The sequence below is a fragment of the Pseudomonas sp. H2_D02 genome, assembly GCF_054677635.1.
Genome location: NZ_CP162816.1, coordinates 2910043 through 2925095 on the forward strand (window position 1 = coordinate 2910043; position 15053 = coordinate 2925095).

Below are 15053 nucleotides of genomic sequence, written 5' to 3' on the forward strand. Positions count from 1 at the left end.
CATTGCGCTACCGCTGTGGGGGATCAGAAGATGAACTTGAACAGGGCAATGACCACGATCAGGCCGATCAGGAAAATGATCCCAACGGTACCACCAAGAAATTTCAACATAGGAACGCTCTCATCGGATGGGCTTAATTTTCTAGACCCTTGGCGAGAGCGCACAGTTCGTTAAATTTGCGCGATGGGTAAAAAGCCTGGGCGCCGCTCAGTGAACCGCCAGGGACCTCGGCACGGACACATGTTCGAACTTCGAAACGGTCTTGATCCAATAGCGCCGATACTCGGTCTTGTCCGGCGCCAACGGTTTTTGGCTGGACCAAGGATGTTCCGCTTTCAGGCTGGCGCGATAAGCTTCCCATTCCTTCTGCTCGGCCGCTTCCCTGGCTTTGTTTCGATCATCGAACCAACCCAGGACGTAGGCATCGCTCTGGTCAGTTCCGCTCGCTATCAGCAGATATATGTCTGTCATCACCGGTTCCCGCCGTATTCCCACCACCCAATCACTGGGCTCTTTTCTGGTTATCGGCCGTGAATGCTGATTTTTGAAGCTGATTGATAAACGGGTTCGAGGTTCCACGGGTCAGGCATCCTCTGTCTGTGCCAGGTGCGCCATCAACCATTCGCGGAAGCGGTTGACGCTTTGCCGGTTCGGCACCTGGCCCAGGGGCTCCAACAAGCAGAATTGCGCATCGGTGCACAAGATGGCGGATATCGGGCGCACGAGATTGCCGGTCTGTAGGTGGTCGCCGAGCAACCGCGTCCAGGCCAGGGCGATTCCCTGGCCCGCCAGCGCCGACTGGATCAGCATCGAGTAGTTGTTGATGTTGATGCGTCGACGAGGTTCTGGCGCTGGATGGCCCAGGCGCTGGAACCATTCCTTCCAGCCAATCCAGTCCCGATGCTGGTCCTCGAGCCACAGCCAGGTACAGGCGCCGAGTTGTTCAAGGTTGCCCGCCTCGGGATGCTGAGACAGGTAGGCCGGGCTGCACACCGGAAAAATTTCTTCATTGAACAGCGCAGTGACCTTCATGTTCTTGGGGGGTGTGCTGCAGTAGTACAGCGCCAGGTCGCAGTCGAGGCGGGAGAAATCCTCGACTTGATCGGTCGCGATGATGCGCAGGTCGATCTCCTCGTGCTGACGCTGGAACTCCGAAACCAACGGCAGCAACCACAGCGATGCCATCGCCGTGCTGGTGACCACCGTGACTTGCTGCGCGCCTTGCCAATGACGCACGCCAGCCGTGGCGCGGGCGATCTGTTGCAGCGTATCGCGAACACTTTCGTAGTACTGGCTGCCTGTCGCGGTGAGGTTGATCTCACGGGTCGTGCGGACAAACAGCGCTGTGCCCAGGTAATCCTCGAGCAGGCGTATCTGGCGGCTGACAGCGCCCTGGGTGACGTTCAGTTCGCGGGCCGCCACGGTGAAACTCAGGTGGCGTGCGGCGGCTTCGAACGCTACCAGGCTGTTGAGCGGCGGCAACGGTTGCAGTTTCATCGGGCTGGGTCACTGTCTTGTTGGTTTCAAGCGCAGGGCGATTGTGCAGAAGCCTGCGCGCAGTGACTACCTAATCCGGCATGACGGCTAGAGATCGATCACCAGGTTGGACGTCGGCTTGCTGCAACACAGCAAACGCAGGCCCTTGTCGATCTCCCGTTGCCGGATGCCGCCGTTGTGGTTCATGTCCACGGTGCCTTCCAGCAGGGCGGTCTTGCAGGTGCCGCAAACGCCCTGGCTGCAGGATGAAGGCACAATCGCACCGGCCTTTTTGGCTGCGCTCAGCACGGTCTGGTGGCCGGGCATGCTGAAGGTCTTGCCCGAACGTGCCAGCGTGACCGTGAAGATGTCCTGTTGATCCAATGGAGCGGCTTGCTCGATCAACGGTTCCTCATTCAGCACCGCGATATCGAAGCTTTCCTGATGATAGTGGCCGAAATCGAACGACGCTTCCCTGAGCAACGCCTTGACCGCTTCCATGTAACCCTGGGGGCCACAGGTAAAGATTTCTCGCTCCTTGAAGTCCGGGACGTGTTGGCTCAACAAAGGCAAATCGAGACGACCCATCGGCTGTTGCCAGTGGCTGGCGTCGCCAAGCCCTTCACAAATATCGATGACCCGCAGTCCCGGCATATCGGCCTGCATTCGCGTCAACTCGCCGTGGAAAATGATATCCGCCGGCGTGCGAGCGCTGTGCACGAAAACAATGTCCAGGTTGGCAGCCATGTCGCAGGCGGCGTGGGTCATCGACATCAACGGGGTCACGCCGGAACCGGCGGAGAGGTACAACAGTTTTGCCGCTGGATGACCAACCGGCGTGAAGCTGCCCGCCGGCCCGGACGCCTTGAGGTTGTCTCCAGGCTTGAGATGGTCATGCAGCCAGTTCGACACCACGCCTCCGGGCACGCGTTTGACGGTGATCGAAAAAGCGAACGGGCGAGTCGGTGAAGACGACAGGGTGTAGCACCGAGCAATGGCCTGCCCATTGATGACGAGCGACAGGGTAATGAACTGGCCCGGCTCGAAACTCAACGCGCTGAAGTCCGCGCATTGGAAAGTGAACGTTTTTACATCATGGGTTTCCTGTCGCACGGCGCAACACTGCAAGGTCTTCTGCTCGCCGCTGTGCCATTGCGCGCCAAACGCTCCCCAGGTCGTCGGATCGGTAAAACGTTCAGGGCGCGTCAGCTTTTCGTAAATCGTCATGTTCATCCCTCACACGCCGTGGGCGGCCAGACGCGCCGCGTACCAGCGCGAGAACTGGTCGACATAGGTTTCGGTAAACGCCGAGAACGGTCCGGGCGTGTAGGCCGGGTCCTGGGTGCCGCTGTGGGTGATGCCGACGAGGCTGGCGTCCTGGAGGTTGGTCGCCGCCCAGACTTCGGTCAGCTTGTCCAACGCGTAGTCCACGCCTTCGACGGCGTCGGCGTGCACCAGCCATTTGGTGCGCACCAGGGTTCTATCGGGCGCCAGCGGGATGATGTACGAGACGATCGCATGATCGCTCATGATGTGGGTCCATGAGTTATGGGTCCACAAGTGCATGTCGCCCAGGTCGCGGCGCGTGAGGTCGCCAAACAGCCGGGTGCAGGCCACGCGGGTATCGAGGGTCTGGGATTCGCCGTTGCCCGCGATGACCAGGCGCTGGGAGCGGAACTGAGTCACCGCGTCCTCGCCCAGATGCTCGACGGCGTCACACAGGTAGCCTTCGCGCTCCCAGTCCTGCTTGGTATTGGCGTTGCGCTGGTGGTACTCCTGCAGCGCCTGGAGCGAGTCCTCTCCCAGCCCATCGGTGCAGAAGCCGAAATCCTCCGGCAGGAACGACGCCGTCAGTTCGGGGTGGGTGGCGGCGCAGTGATAACACTCGCGGTTGTTCTCGATCACCAGTTTCCAATTGCCGTTCTCGATGATCTCCGACTCGTAGGCGATCTTGGAATGGGCAAGGTCATATTGAGCGAAACGCGGCGTCATGAGTTGGTCCAGGTACAGGATGTCTTCTGGCGGCTCGTCACCCAGGCAGACGAAAACATGGGTGCCGACCACGCGCGTATGGACAGGGATCAGGCTCTTGCACCCCGGGTCGAAGTCCTTGCCCATGTGCGCGGCATGTTTGAGGCTGCCATCGAGGTCGTACGTCCATTGGTGATAAGGGCAGACCAGCATGCCCACCGTCGATTTGCCGGCCTGTTTCAGGCGCGCCCCACGGTGGCGGCAGACGTTGCGGAAGGCCTGCACATGCTCGTCGTCATCGCGCACCAGGATGATCGAGGATTTGCCGATGTCGATCGTGGAGACATCGCCGGGTTCGGCAACGTCGCTGGTGACCCCGACCAGGATCCAGTGTTTGGTAAAAAAGACATCGACGTCGGTTTCAAAAATATCCTGGCGGCCGAACAGACCGCCGGGCATGCCATGGCCGGGGGCGCGATCGGCCAGCAGTTCACGATGGGTTTTCAAGGTAGGGTTCATCGTCGATCTCACTCAAGGCAAATGATCGGTGGTTGGCGGGCAAGCAGTGCAGCAGGAAAAATGGGTGTCGTTTGTTCAAGCCACCGAAGGCTCCGGCAATGGCTCGGGTAAGACCGGGCGCGACAGGTCATGGCCGAGCAACGCCCGGTACAGTTCCACGTCGCCCAATACGCCCAGGACGGTTTGGGCATCGTCGACTATGAGCAATGGATGACCTGTTTCATAACGGATCCCCAAGGCGACTCGCATGCTGGTTTCCGGCGCTACCAGTGTGACTTGGCGGCGCAAGGTCCCGAGGGCCTTGCCATCCTCCCAGCGTTGCGTCGGCAGGGCGGTTGCGCCTCGTCGGATGCTGGCCAGTCCTCGGGACTGATCCAGTGCCATCCAGAGGTTCTGTACCGTATCCAGGCAGTATTCATCTTGGGCGAAGACGCACCGGTCCAGCGGAGTCATCAAGCTTTTCGCGCACAGCACATTCAGCGGGTTGGTGTGGGCGACGAAGTTGCGCACGTAGTCGTCGGCCGGGTTGAGCACGATTTCTTCGGGCTTGCTGTACTGAATGATCTTGCCGTCCTTCATGATCGCGATCCGCGTCCCCAGCTTGAGGGCTTCGTCCAGGTCATGGCTGACGAACACAATGGTCTTGTGCAACTTGCGCTGCAGATCGAGCAATTCGTCCTGCAACCCTTGGCGAATCAGCGGATCGAGGGCCGAGAACGGCTCGTCCATCAGCAGAATGTCTGCGTCCATCGCCAGGGCGCGGGCCAGCCCCACGCGCTGCTGCATGCCGCCGGACAATTCGTCCGGCTTCTTGTTGCGCCACTGGGTCAAGCCCACCAGTTCGAGCTTTTCGTCGACCAGTCTGCGCCGCTCCTTCTCTGGGCGACCCTGCATCTCCAAACCGAAACCGATGTTCTCGCGCACCGTCAGCCAGGGCATCAGGGCGAACTTCTGGAAGACCATGGCGATGCGCTGGGTGCGCATCATTTTCAACTCGGCTGGGGTGCAGGCGGCAATGTCGATCTGCCGACCTTCGTGTTCGACGAAGAGCTTGCCGCGGCTCACCGTGTTCAAGCCGTTGATGCAGCGCAGCAGGCTGGACTTGCCGGAACCCGACAAGCCCATCAATACGCAGATTTCGCCTTTGTTGATTTCCAGGTTGGCCTTTTCCACGCCGACGATCAGGCCGGTCTTCTGCAGAATGTCCGACCGGGAAAAACCTTGATCCAGCAGGTCCAGCGCGGCCTTGGGACGATGGGCGAAAATGACGTCGACGTCTTCGAAACGAATGATGCTCATGCGTCACCTCGTCTTACGGTTTCGCGCTGTTTGCAAATGCGGTCGAGGATGATCGCCAGGAGCACGATCGCCAGGCCTGCTTCGAAGCCCATGGCGATATCAGCCGTGTTCAACGCATTGACGACAGGTTTGCCCAAGCCGTCCGCGCCAACCAGCGCGGCGATGACCACCATCGACAGCGACAACATGATGCATTGGGTGATGCCGGCGGCGATGCTCGGCATCGCATGGGGCAGTTCGATGCGGGCCAACAACTGGCGACGCGAGCAACCGAACGCCTTGCCGGCTGTCCATCAATTCTTGCGGGACGTCACGCACGCCCAGGTACGTAAGGCGAATCGGCGCGGCGATCGCGAAGACCACCGTGGAGATCAACCCCGGAACGACGCCGAGGCCGAACAGCGTCAAGGTCGGGATCAGGTAGACGAAGGTGGGCACGGTCTGCATCAGGTCGAGCACCGGTCGCAAGGCTGCGTAGAACCAGGGGCGATGCGCCGCGACGATCCCCAGCGGCACGCCGACGATCACGCACACCAGCGTGGCGAATGTCACCTGGGCCAGGGTCTCCATGGTTTCCTGCCAGTAGCCCAGGTTGAGAATCAGCAGGAACGACAGCGCGACGAACAGCGTCAGGCTCACCTTGCGTTGAATGTAGAAGGCGAGCAGCGCCAGCAGCCCTATCAAGGCCAACGGATTGAACCAGAGCAGGGCGCTGGTGAAGAGGCTGATGATTTCGGAGAGCGACGACGATATGGCGTCGAATACATCAGCGCCATGCTGGGTCAGCCACTCGACGTACCGGGCGATGTGCTCGCCCAATGGAAGTTTTTCTTGCGTAGTCCACATAGAGGCGGCTCGTTGTTGTTTTGGTTTGCCTGGAGCAGATACTCGTCCCGGGCCTGCCACGCTGACAAACCATTTAAAATCAGCCGTTCATGACTTTTTCTCATCAATTTTTTTTGCGCTCTCGGGGGAATAAGAGGCGGTGAGTCGATCAAATGTACTTAGGTGTACATTTAGCGGGCATCCGAGTACATTCGCATTACGTATGTTCAATAAGGTGGATGCAAGATGCCCCAGGTAGGGAAGGCACGTGGCAAGGCCCAGGACGCGGGTTGGCGGGGGTCGCCCGAAGGGTGGCTGGAAGCGGCCTACGAGGCCTTGAAGGAGTCCGGCATCGATGCGGTCCGGGTCATGCCGTTGGCCAAGCGCCTGGGTTTGTCACGCACCAGCTTCTATTGGTTCTTCGAGGATCGCGAACAGTTGCTGGCGGCCCTGCTGTCGCGCTGGCGCGAGACCAACACCGGCGGGTTGATCCGGCAAAGCGAAAGCTACGCCGAGAGCATCTCCGAGGCGATCCTGAATGTCTTCGAATGCTGGCTCAACCCACAACTGTTCGACTCGCAGTTTGAATTCGCGGTGCGCAGTTGGGCGCTCCAGTCCGCAGAGGTCGCGCAAGAAGTTGCCGTTGTCGACGAGCAGCGAATGGGCGCGCTGGCGAGCATGTTCAAGCGCTTTGGCTACGACAGCCAAGGGGCCGACGCGCGAGCCCGGACGATCTATCTGACGCAGATCGGCTACATCACCATGAACACCAGCGAGCTGATCACCGTGCGTTTCCAGCGCATCCCCCAGTACGTGAGCATCTTCACCGGCAAGGTGCCCAAGCAGCGCGAGCTGGATCGTTTCTATGGCAAATTCGGCTATGCCGAAAAAGAGCCTGGGGTCTTTGTGCCGCTGGTGGAAACTTTTGAAGAGACGGCTGAAAAATGACCGAGCCGACGCTGGGCATCATTGGCGGTACGGGCTGGCTGGGTGGGGCGATTGCCAAGGCCGTGCTGGCGAAGGCCTTGTTGCCGAGCGGGTAATCTGATCCTCTCCAATCGCTCCGGGGCACATCCACTGGCGCAGCAAGGCGTTTGCCTGGTCACCGACAACCAGGCACTGGTGGACCGCAGCGACGTCATCGTCATCGCGGTACGACCCGAGCAGTTCGCCAACCTGACCCTCGACGCGATGGGCAAGACGGTCATTTCACTGATGGCCGGAATCACGGCGCAGGCGATTGCCGCGCAGACCTCGGCTTCAAGGGTCGTACGGGCGATGCCCAACGCGGCGGTGGAGATCGGGCAATCCTTTACGCCGTGGTATTGCGCTGGCGTGGCAGAGCCGACGACGAAAAGCCTGGTTCAGCGCTTGTTCGAATGCGTGGGCACGGCTGCCGAGGTCCAGCAGGAAGATTTCATTGATTACCTCTGCGCGCTGTCGGGCACCGGTCCGGCCTTTCCTGCCTTGTTGATGACGGCGTTGGCGAATCAGGCAATGGCGGCCGGCATTCCAGCCGAGATTGCCCTGCTTGCCGCGAAAAATGTCGTGGTCGACAGCAGCCAGTTGCTCGTCAGTCGTGATGCCCAGCAGATGATCGATGCCCTGGTCGCCTATCGCGGCGTGACGGCCGCCGCCTTGCAGTCAATGACCCAGGGGCATTTCGAGGCGCAGGTGGGAAGGGCGTTGCAAGCCGGCGCCGCAGTCGCACGCAAAGGGCTCCAAGGCTGATCCACTGCATGGAACTTGTGGGAGCGGGCTTGCTCGCGAAGGCGTCAGCCAATCCAATATCCCCGTCACTGACCCACCGCTTTCGCGAGCAGGCTCGCTCCCACATTGGGCTCTTTATCCACCACAAACATCGTATGCAACTCAATCCCCTTGTGGGAGCGAGCTTGCTCGCGATGACGACAGCCGATCCAACATCCCTGTGACTGACCCACCGCTTTTGCGAGCAGGCTCGCTCCCACATTGGGCTCTTTATCCACCACAAACATCGTATGCAACTCAATCCCCTTGTGGGAGCGAGCCTGCTCGCGAAGGCGTTAGCCGATCCAACATCCCTGTCACTGACCCACCGCTTTTGCGAGCAAGCTACATCTCATTACTCAGCCTTGAAGCAATACACCGCCAGCTTGTTCCCATCCAGGTCCCGGGCATAAGCCGCGTAGGCATTTTCCGCCCAGCCGCGAGAGCCCGGCAGCCCCTCGCACACGCCGCCGTTCGCCAGCGCGGCGCTATGGAAGGCATGGACCGCCGCCCGGTCCGGCGCTTCGAAACTCACGGTGACGCCGTTGCCGATGGACGCCGGGTTGCCGTTGGCCGGGTTCAGTACAAAGAACGAAGGCTTGTCGACGCCCCAGATGGAGCCGGCCTCATCAAGGTCGGCAACGCGCTTCAGGCCGATTTCCTTCAAGGTAGCGTCATAGAATGCGCGAGCGTTTGCCAGGTTGTTGGTGCCGACGGTGACATGGGTAAAAACGGACATTTCATTTCCTTTCTGTTGGTTGTAGAGGTTTACGGACGGGATAACCCGTGGCGAGGGAGCTTGCTCCCGCTTGAGTGCGAAGCGCTCATAACAGGTCTGCTGCGCAGCCCAGCGGGAGCAAGCTCCCTCGCCACGGATTGAGCGCATTTCTTATTCAGGGCGAACGTTGCTCGATCCTTATCGGGCTGCGCCTTCAGATGTCCTTGACCAGCCGCAGCGCATCGTAGATCGCGGCATGGGTATTACGCGCCGACACCGCGTCACCGATGCGGAACAGTTGGAAGCGGCCCTCGGGGTTGGTCACGATGTTCTGGGTTTTCCCTGCAATCAGATCGTGTTGTTCAACCGCGCCGTCGTTTTTCGAATGCGGGCGCAGTTCGAAGTACAGGTCATCCAGGGGCAGGGTGCCGTGGTTGACCACCACCTGATCGACCACGCGCTGCTTGTGCACCTGGCCGTAATCGCTGCCGAAGCTGGCAACCAACTGGCCGTCGCGCTTCTCCACGGAATCGACCCGATAGGTGACGGTGAAGGTGACGTTCAGGTCTTGCAGGCTGCGCATGTATGGCACGAGGTTCATGGCCATCACTTCCGGCGCGAACGATCGGTCGGGCGTGACGATCTCCAGTTTCGCACCGCTGTTGGCGATCACCTCGGCCGCCTGTAGCGCCGCGTGGTCGCCGGCGTCGTCGAAGATCAGCACGTTCTGGCCGGGTTTGACGTCGCCGGAAATGATGTCCCAGGTCGAAACCACCAGTTCGTTGCCTTGCTTGAGCACCTCGGTGTGGGGCAGGCCGCCCGTGGCGACGATCACCACGTCCGGCTCCTGGGCCAGGACTGTCTCGGCTTCGGCCCAGGTGTTGAATTGGAACTTCACGCCCAGTCGTTCGCACTGCGCCATGCGCCAGTCGATGATGCTGATCATCTCGCGGCGACGCTCGCTCTGCGCGGTCAGGCGGATCTGCCCGCCTGGCTGGTCGGCCACTTCGAACACCGTGACGTCATGGCCGCGTTCACCGGCTACCCTTGCCGCTTCCAGCCCCGCCGGGCCGGTGCCGATCACCACGACCTTGCGCTTGACCGACGCCTTGGGAATGTCGTGGGGCATGGTGGTTTCGCGCCCGGTGGCGGCGTTGTGGATGCAGTACGCGGCGCCGCCCTGGTAGATGCGATCCAGGCAATAGTTGGCGCCAACGCAGGGACGGATGTCTTCTTCACGCTTCTCGATGATCTTGCGCACGATGTGCGGGTCGGTCATGTGGGCGCGGGTCATGCCGATCATGTCCACCTTGCCCGAGGCGATGGCGTGTCGCGCGGTGGCGACGTCCGGGATCTTCGCCGCATGGAACGTCGGGAAACCGGTGGCCGAGCGAATCTCGCCGGCAAAATCCAGGTGCGGTGAGTTGCGCATGCCCTGGATCGGGATCACGTCGGTGAGGCCGGCATCGGTATCGATATGCCCGCGCACGACGTTGAGGAAATCCACCAGGCCGCTGTCCTTGAGCATGTGGGAAATCCGGATGCCGTCGCTGGCACCGAAGCCCCCTGGCAAGTCTTCGTCGCCGGTGTAGCGCACCCCCAGCAGGAAATCCTCGCCGCAACGCTGGCGGATACCGCGCAACACATCGAAGGTGAAGCGCATGCGGTTTTCCAGCGAGCCGCCGTAGGGCCCGTCGAGATCGTTGGTCAGTGGCGACCAGAATTGATCCATGAGATGCCCGTAGGCCTGCAGCTCCAGGCCATCAAGGCCGGCAGCCTTCATGCGTTCGGCGGCATCCACGTAATCCTTGATGATCCGGTCGATGTCCCAGTCTTCCATCTTTTTCGGGAAGGCCCGGTGGGATGCTTCGCGACGATGGGACGGCGAGACGACCGGCAGCCAGTCTGCCTTGTCCCAGCGCGTGCGCCGGCCCAGGTGGGTCAGTTGGATCATCACCGCCGCGCCGTGCTCGTGGCACTCGTCGGTCAGGTCCTTCATCCATTTGACCACTTCGTCCTTGTACGCCAGCACGTTGTTGAACACTGGCGGGCTGTCCCGGGAAACGGCGGCGGAGCCGGCGGTCATGGTCAACGCCACGCCAGCCTTGGCCCGCTCGACGTGATAGGCACGGTACAAGTCCTTCGGCATGCCATCGACGGGATACGCCGGTTCATGAGAGGTGGTCATGATCCGATTCTTGAGCGTCAGATGCTTGATTTTGTAGGGCTGCAGCAGAGGATCACTGGACATGGTGTTGCTCCGGGAACAGAACATCAGGCTTGGTTTTGACATAACGGTATGTGCAATGTTCATGTGTGTCAACGATTGAGACACTGGTGTACATTTTTCTTGCGTCGTGGAAAAACCAGGATTACCATCCAGTCGAAACAGGGGTGATCCGGCACGTGTAGCCGGTCGCCCGCGTCGATCCAGAGTGCGAGGGGGATGCGAGGAATCATGAAAGTGCTCGTTGCGGTAAAGCGCGCCATCGACCCGAATGTGAAAGTCCGGGTAAAGGCTGACGGTTCGGACGTCGAGCTCAACGGCGTGAAAATGGCCTTGAACCCGTTCTGCGAGATCGCAGTGGAGGAGGCAATCCGCCTCAAGGAGAAGGGGCTGGCGTCCGAGGTCGTGGTGGTCTCGGTGGGCAGTCCTGCGGCGCAGGAACAATTGCGCACCGCATTGGCGCTGGGCGCGGATCGAGCACTTCTGGTGGAGACGAGCGCGGTCCTTGAGCCGCTCAACGTCGCCAAGTACTTGAGCAAGGTGATCGATCAGGAAAAGCCGCAACTGATCCTGTTCGGCAAGCAGGCGATTGACCAGGAGAACAATCAGGTCGGGCAAATGGTGGCGCAGTTGATCGGCTGCGGTCAGGCCACTTACGCCTCGGCGGTCAATCATGTCGACGGGCAATGGGTCGTCGAGCGTGAAGTCGACGGCGGCAGCCAGGTCGTCGCCCTCACGGTGCCCGCCGTGGTGACCTGTGATTTGCGCCTGAACCAACCGCGCTACGCGTCGTTGCCGAACATCATGAAAGCCAAGAAAAAACCATTGGAAATCATTGCCGCCAACACCTTGGGCGCGAGCGTGAAGGAACACGCTCGATTGTTGGGCGTGGTCCCACCGCCGGTGCGCAAGGCAGGCATCACGGTCGCTTCGGTGACTGAGCTGGTGGATAAACTGAAAAACGTGGCGGGGGTGATTTGATGCGCAGTTTAGTGATCGCCGAGCACAGTGCCGGTCAACTGACGGCAGGTACACGCAGCGCCGTGACCGCCGCCCTGGCGCTGGGGGGCGAGACGGATTTGCTGGTCTTGGGTGGAGCGGATGCGCCGGAAGTGGCGCGCCAAGCTGCGCTCGTCCAAGGCCTGGACCGAGTCCTGCTCGCACAAGATGCGCGGTTCGAGAAAACACTGGCCGAAAATACCCAGCCGCTGATCACGTCGTTGGTCTGCGAGGGTTATACGCACGTTTTCGCTGACGCCAGCAGCATGGGTCGCAACCTGTTGCCGCGGGTCGCGGCCAGCCTGGATGTCGGCATGCTTTCCGACGTTACCGCTATCGTTTCGGCGGACACTTTCCAGCGTCCCATCTATGCCGGCAACGCGATCGCCACGTTTCAATCCCTCGATCCAATCAAGCTGCTCACCGTTCGCGCCTCGGCGTTTGCCCAAGCGCTGACACAGGACAACCCCTGCGAAGTCATCGCGGTGGAGGGCGGCCAAAGCTCAACCCACGCCCGCTTTGTCAGTGAACAACTGACAACCAGTGCAAGGCCCGATCTGTCGAGCGCCCGCGTCGTGGTGTCCGGCGGCCGGGGGATGCAGGCCAAAGACAATTTTGCCTTGATCGAACGCGTGGCGGACAAGCTCGGTGGCGCGGTGGGTGCCTCCCGCGCAGCCGTGGATTCAGGGTTCGCCCCCAATGACCTGCAGGTTGGGCAGACGGGAAAAATCGTCGCGCCAGAGCTTTACATCGCGGCGGGCATCAGCGGCGCCATTCAGCACCTGGCGGGCATGAGCGGTTCCAAAGTGATCGTTGCGATCAACCAGGACGCCGAGGCGCCGATTGCCCAGGTGGCGGATTACCTGTTGGTGGCGGATTTGTTCGAGGCTTTGCCGGCACTCGAGAAGGCGTTGTGAATGAGCCGGTCATTGCGGTTGGAAACGCCAGAGGGCGGAGGAGGGCCGAAAAACTTTAGTCCCCGTGATTTTCATAACTAGAACCCACCGGATGGCCGCGTGCGGTCGTGATGGGAAAATGAATGCTTCTGCTGCCCTGCCAATAACTATTAATACAGTCTGCGGAGATGCACATGATGACGTTACCCAGTAAAACTTTAATCGGCTGGTTTGCAGGCCTTGCTTTAGCCTGCAGCAGCCTGATCGTCCAAGCCGAGGAGCCCGCGCCCATCCGTATCGGCTGGGTGAACTGGTCGGACACGGAAATCGCGGTGAAACTGGCGAACACCGCGTTGCAGGATCACCTCAAGCAACCGGTCAAGTTGGTGCTGGCCGACATCGGCATCCAGTTCCAGGCGCTGGCTAACGGCAATATCGACTTGATCCCGATGGTCTGGCTGCCCAGCACCCACAAGTCCTTCTATGACAAATACAAGGACAGGCTCGAAGACCTCGGCGTGCTGTACGAAGGCCGGATCGGCATGGCGGTGCCCACTTCCATTCCCACCAGCGAGATCGCCAGTGTCGAGGACCTCAACAAGCCTGAAGTGCGGGAAAAACTCGGTGGCAAGATCCTCACATCGGAAGTGGGCAACGGTCAGTACAAGCTGACGGAAAAGGCCATCAAGGAATACAAGCTCGACGGCTACAAGATGGTGGCTTCGTCGGAGTCCGGGATGCTGAGCGAGCTGGATCGCAACATCAAGCGCGACAAATGGTCGTTGGTCAACGCCTGGAGTCCGCACTGGATGTTCGCCAAATGGCCGCTGCGCTACCTCGATGATCCGAAGCAGATCTTCGGTGGTGCCGAGCAGATCCACGCCGTCGCACGCAAAGGATTCAGCGCGGAGCACCCTGACGTGGCGCGCTTCTTCGCCAACTTCAAGATCCCCAAGGCTGACCTCGAGAAGTTGATGGCGGATGCCCGTGACAGCACGGCGGACAAAGTGGTTGCGGAATATTACGCAACCAACAAGCCGCGTTTCGAAGCGATGTTTGGCAGCCAGACGGCTTCTGCGACGCCAGCCCAGTAATCGTCGTTGCTATCCGATAGCTGTTGCAGTCCGGTGCCCTTGGTCGAGAGCCGAGGGCACTGTCTGCTGTGTCCTGTCGCAGGTGTAGCAGGGCAGGGGGTTGTTCCATTCAGAGGCTGAGCGATGACCGTGACAACGCTGGGTATCAAGTTGGATGAGGAGACACGCGCCAGGTTGAAGTCGGCATCGGCCAGGTTGGACCGGACCTCGCACTGGTTCATGAAAAAGGCGATTTTGAACTTCATTGAACAAGTCGAAGCCGGGGCCGGCGTTGAAGCACTCGTAGCCGCCGAAGCGCTGGAACGGGATCGGTTGCGCCATAGCATTGCGAGGCGCCGCACAGAGAGCAGCCTGCTTGAAGATACCGTCCCAGGTGCGCGCGGTGCATGATCATGACACCCCCCGCCCTCGGTTAGGGATCGCCCTGTGCCTTCTGTCCATGCTGATTTTCGCAGCCCAGGATGGCGTCACCAAAGTACTGGTCAAAGACCTCCCGATCGCACAACTGGTCATGGTGCGCTATTGGGTGTTCCTGGCTTTTGCTGTCGGTTACAGCGTCTATCAGGGCAGCCTGCGGACTGCGTATCGAAGCCACCATCCTTGCCAGCAGGTCATTCGTGCGCTCATCGGGGTCGGTGAAAGCGCACTGTTTGGACTGGGGCTGCGCTATCTGGGGCTGGCGGAAATGCATGCGCTGTATGCGGTGTTCCCCTTGATGACGTTGGCATTGGCAGGGGCGTTCCTGGGCGAGTTCATTGGTGTGCGTCGATGGATTGCCGCCGCCATTGGCTTCACGGGGACGCTGGTTATCCTTCGTCCAGGCTCCGGCGTCTTCGAACTGGCAGCGCTGATTCCGTTGTTGTCTGCGTTGGGTTTCGCGATTTTCAGTGTGCTGACCCGACGTATCAGCCGGCAGGACTCGTTCGCCACGAATATGCTTCACATGGGTTTTTTCGGCGCGGTAGCGATCACCATGTTGGGCCTTCCAGGCTGGGTATCACCGAGCCCGGCGCAATGGGGCCTGATAGCAGTGCTGTCCATGACCGGCGTGGTGGCCCAGCTGTTATTGCTCCAGGCACTGAAGGTTGCAACGGCGGCCACACTCCAGCCGTTCAACTATTCTCTTCTGGTGTTCGCCACGCTGATCGGCCTGTTGGTCTTCGGCGAGCTACCCGACACCTGGACCGTCGTGGGCGCCTGTCTGGTGATTGCCGGCGGGATGTATGCGATCAAGGCAAAAGGGTAGCGAACGGGTGGGCGAGCCGTCCATGGCTCGTAAG

Annotated in this window: 14 protein-coding genes and 2 pseudogenes; 7 read left to right on the forward strand and 9 right to left on the reverse strand. The window is 60.4% G+C overall.

Going from position 1 to position 15053, the window contains the following annotated elements; genetic code table 11:
* Nucleotides 1-23 precede the first annotated feature (23 nt).
* The 7 genes and pseudogenes from AB4N42_RS13485 to choW all read right to left on the reverse strand — a co-directional run bounded on the left by AB4N42_RS13485 (nucleotide 24) and on the right by choW (nucleotide 6111).
* Entirely contained in the window at nucleotides 24-110 is an 87-nt protein-coding gene (locus AB4N42_RS13485; RefSeq protein ID WP_442087941.1) for a small membrane protein YohP, read from the reverse strand.
* Nucleotides 111-207: 97 nt separating this feature from the next.
* The gene (locus AB4N42_RS13490; RefSeq protein ID WP_030142163.1) at nucleotides 208-471 is read right to left on the reverse strand and encodes a hypothetical protein; all 264 of its coding nucleotides are present in this window, start codon (nucleotides 469-471) and stop codon (nucleotides 208-210) included.
* Nucleotides 472-582: 111 nt separating this feature from the next.
* On the reverse strand, nucleotides 583-1497 hold the full coding sequence (locus AB4N42_RS13495; protein ID WP_460116303.1) for a LysR substrate-binding domain-containing protein: 915 nt from the start codon (nucleotides 1495-1497) through the stop codon (nucleotides 583-585).
* Nucleotides 1498-1584: 87 nt separating this feature from the next.
* Nucleotides 1585-2703 (reverse strand): FAD-binding oxidoreductase, encoded by a 1119-nt coding sequence (locus AB4N42_RS13500; protein WP_460116304.1) that lies wholly within the window; start codon nucleotides 2701-2703, stop codon nucleotides 1585-1587.
* 9 nt (nucleotides 2704-2712) lie between these two features.
* A complete protein-coding gene (locus AB4N42_RS13505; protein WP_407683344.1) occupies nucleotides 2713-3966 on the reverse strand; it encodes an aromatic ring-hydroxylating oxygenase subunit alpha in 1254 nt (417 codons plus the stop codon).
* 75 nt (nucleotides 3967-4041) lie between these two features.
* Nucleotides 4042-5265: a choline ABC transporter ATP-binding protein gene (gene choV / locus AB4N42_RS13510; RefSeq protein ID WP_217859920.1), complete on the reverse strand. Its 1224-nt coding sequence runs from the start codon at nucleotides 5263-5265 to the stop codon at nucleotides 4042-4044.
* Nucleotides 5262-6111, reverse strand: a pseudogene (gene choW / locus AB4N42_RS13515) (choline ABC transporter permease subunit). Before choW ends, choV begins: the two are co-directional and overlap by 4 nt.
* Nucleotides 6112-6336: 225 nt before the next feature.
* Between choW and AB4N42_RS13520 the strand changes: the two are divergent.
* The gene (locus AB4N42_RS13520) at nucleotides 6337-7038 is read left to right on the forward strand and encodes a TetR/AcrR family transcriptional regulator (protein WP_460116305.1); all 702 of its coding nucleotides are present in this window, start codon (nucleotides 6337-6339) and stop codon (nucleotides 7036-7038) included.
* Nucleotides 7035-7821 (forward strand): annotated as a pseudogene (locus AB4N42_RS13525) (pyrroline-5-carboxylate reductase family protein). The gene AB4N42_RS13520 and the pseudogene AB4N42_RS13525 overlap by 4 nt, the downstream one beginning before the upstream one ends.
* 373 nt (nucleotides 7822-8194) lie before the next feature.
* Here the strand turns inward: AB4N42_RS13525 and AB4N42_RS13530 are convergent.
* Together AB4N42_RS13530 and AB4N42_RS13535 are read right to left on the reverse strand one after the other, a co-directional pair.
* Nucleotides 8195-8578, reverse strand: coding sequence for a VOC family protein (locus AB4N42_RS13530; protein ID WP_030141849.1), 384 nt, complete (start codon nucleotides 8576-8578; stop codon nucleotides 8195-8197).
* A gap of 193 nt (nucleotides 8579-8771) precedes the next feature.
* A complete protein-coding gene (locus AB4N42_RS13535; protein ID WP_198796032.1) occupies nucleotides 8772-10808 on the reverse strand; it encodes an NADH:flavin oxidoreductase in 2037 nt (678 codons plus the stop codon).
* Between the two features lie 207 nt (nucleotides 10809-11015).
* On the opposite strand from AB4N42_RS13535, the gene AB4N42_RS13540 reads away from it, so the two are divergent.
* The 5 genes from AB4N42_RS13540 (at nucleotide 11016) to AB4N42_RS13560 (ending at nucleotide 15019) form a co-directional block, all read left to right on the forward strand.
* On the forward strand, nucleotides 11016-11765 hold the full coding sequence (locus AB4N42_RS13540) for an electron transfer flavoprotein subunit beta/FixA family protein (RefSeq protein WP_460116306.1): 750 nt from the start codon (nucleotides 11016-11018) through the stop codon (nucleotides 11763-11765).
* The gene (locus AB4N42_RS13545) at nucleotides 11765-12700 is read left to right on the forward strand and encodes an electron transfer flavoprotein subunit alpha/FixB family protein (RefSeq protein WP_460116307.1); all 936 of its coding nucleotides are present in this window, start codon (nucleotides 11765-11767) and stop codon (nucleotides 12698-12700) included. Before AB4N42_RS13540 ends, AB4N42_RS13545 begins: the two co-directional genes overlap by 1 nt.
* Nucleotides 12701-12873: 173 nt before the next feature.
* A complete protein-coding gene (locus tag AB4N42_RS13550; protein WP_030141845.1) occupies nucleotides 12874-13773 on the forward strand; it encodes a glycine betaine ABC transporter substrate-binding protein in 900 nt (299 codons plus the stop codon).
* 123 nt (nucleotides 13774-13896) lie between these two features.
* Nucleotides 13897-14163 (forward strand): ribbon-helix-helix protein, CopG family, encoded by a 267-nt coding sequence (locus tag AB4N42_RS13555; protein WP_030141844.1) that lies wholly within the window; start codon nucleotides 13897-13899, stop codon nucleotides 14161-14163.
* Nucleotides 14156-15019, forward strand: coding sequence for a DMT family transporter (locus AB4N42_RS13560; RefSeq protein ID WP_030141843.1), 864 nt, complete (start codon nucleotides 14156-14158; stop codon nucleotides 15017-15019). The genes AB4N42_RS13555 and AB4N42_RS13560 overlap by 8 nt, the downstream gene beginning before the upstream one ends.
* The last annotated feature ends 34 nt before the right edge of the window (nucleotides 15020-15053 follow it).

Bases quoted from the DNA above. Each gene is read 5' to 3' on its own strand.
- AB4N42_RS13485 (WP_442087941.1), bottom strand. From the start codon at position 110: ATGTTGAAATTTCTTGGTGGTACCGTTGGGATCATTTTCCTGATCGGC.
- AB4N42_RS13490 (WP_030142163.1), bottom strand. From the start codon at position 471: ATGACAGACATATATCTGCTGATAGCGAGCGGAACTGACCAGAGCGAT.
- AB4N42_RS13495 (WP_460116303.1), bottom strand. From the start codon at position 1,497: ATGAAACTGCAACCGTTGCCGCCGCTCAACAGCCTGGTAGCGTTCGAA.
- AB4N42_RS13500 (WP_460116304.1), bottom strand. From the start codon at position 2,703: ATGACGATTTACGAAAAGCTGACGCGCCCTGAACGTTTTACCGATCCG.
- AB4N42_RS13505 (WP_407683344.1), bottom strand. From the start codon at position 3,966: ATGAACCCTACCTTGAAAACCCATCGTGAACTGCTGGCCGATCGCGCC.
- choV (WP_217859920.1), bottom strand. From the start codon at position 5,265: ATGAGCATCATTCGTTTCGAAGACGTCGACGTCATTTTCGCCCATCGT.
- AB4N42_RS13520 (WP_460116305.1), top strand. From the start codon at position 6,337: ATGCCCCAGGTAGGGAAGGCACGTGGCAAGGCCCAGGACGCGGGTTGG.
- AB4N42_RS13530 (WP_030141849.1), bottom strand. From the start codon at position 8,578: ATGTCCGTTTTTACCCATGTCACCGTCGGCACCAACAACCTGGCAAAC.
- AB4N42_RS13535 (WP_198796032.1), bottom strand. From the start codon at position 10,808: ATGTCCAGTGATCCTCTGCTGCAGCCCTACAAAATCAAGCATCTGACG.
- AB4N42_RS13540 (WP_460116306.1), top strand. From the start codon at position 11,016: ATGAAAGTGCTCGTTGCGGTAAAGCGCGCCATCGACCCGAATGTGAAA.
- AB4N42_RS13545 (WP_460116307.1), top strand. From the start codon at position 11,765: ATGCGCAGTTTAGTGATCGCCGAGCACAGTGCCGGTCAACTGACGGCA.
- AB4N42_RS13550 (WP_030141845.1), top strand. From the start codon at position 12,874: ATGATGACGTTACCCAGTAAAACTTTAATCGGCTGGTTTGCAGGCCTT.
- AB4N42_RS13555 (WP_030141844.1), top strand. From the start codon at position 13,897: ATGACCGTGACAACGCTGGGTATCAAGTTGGATGAGGAGACACGCGCC.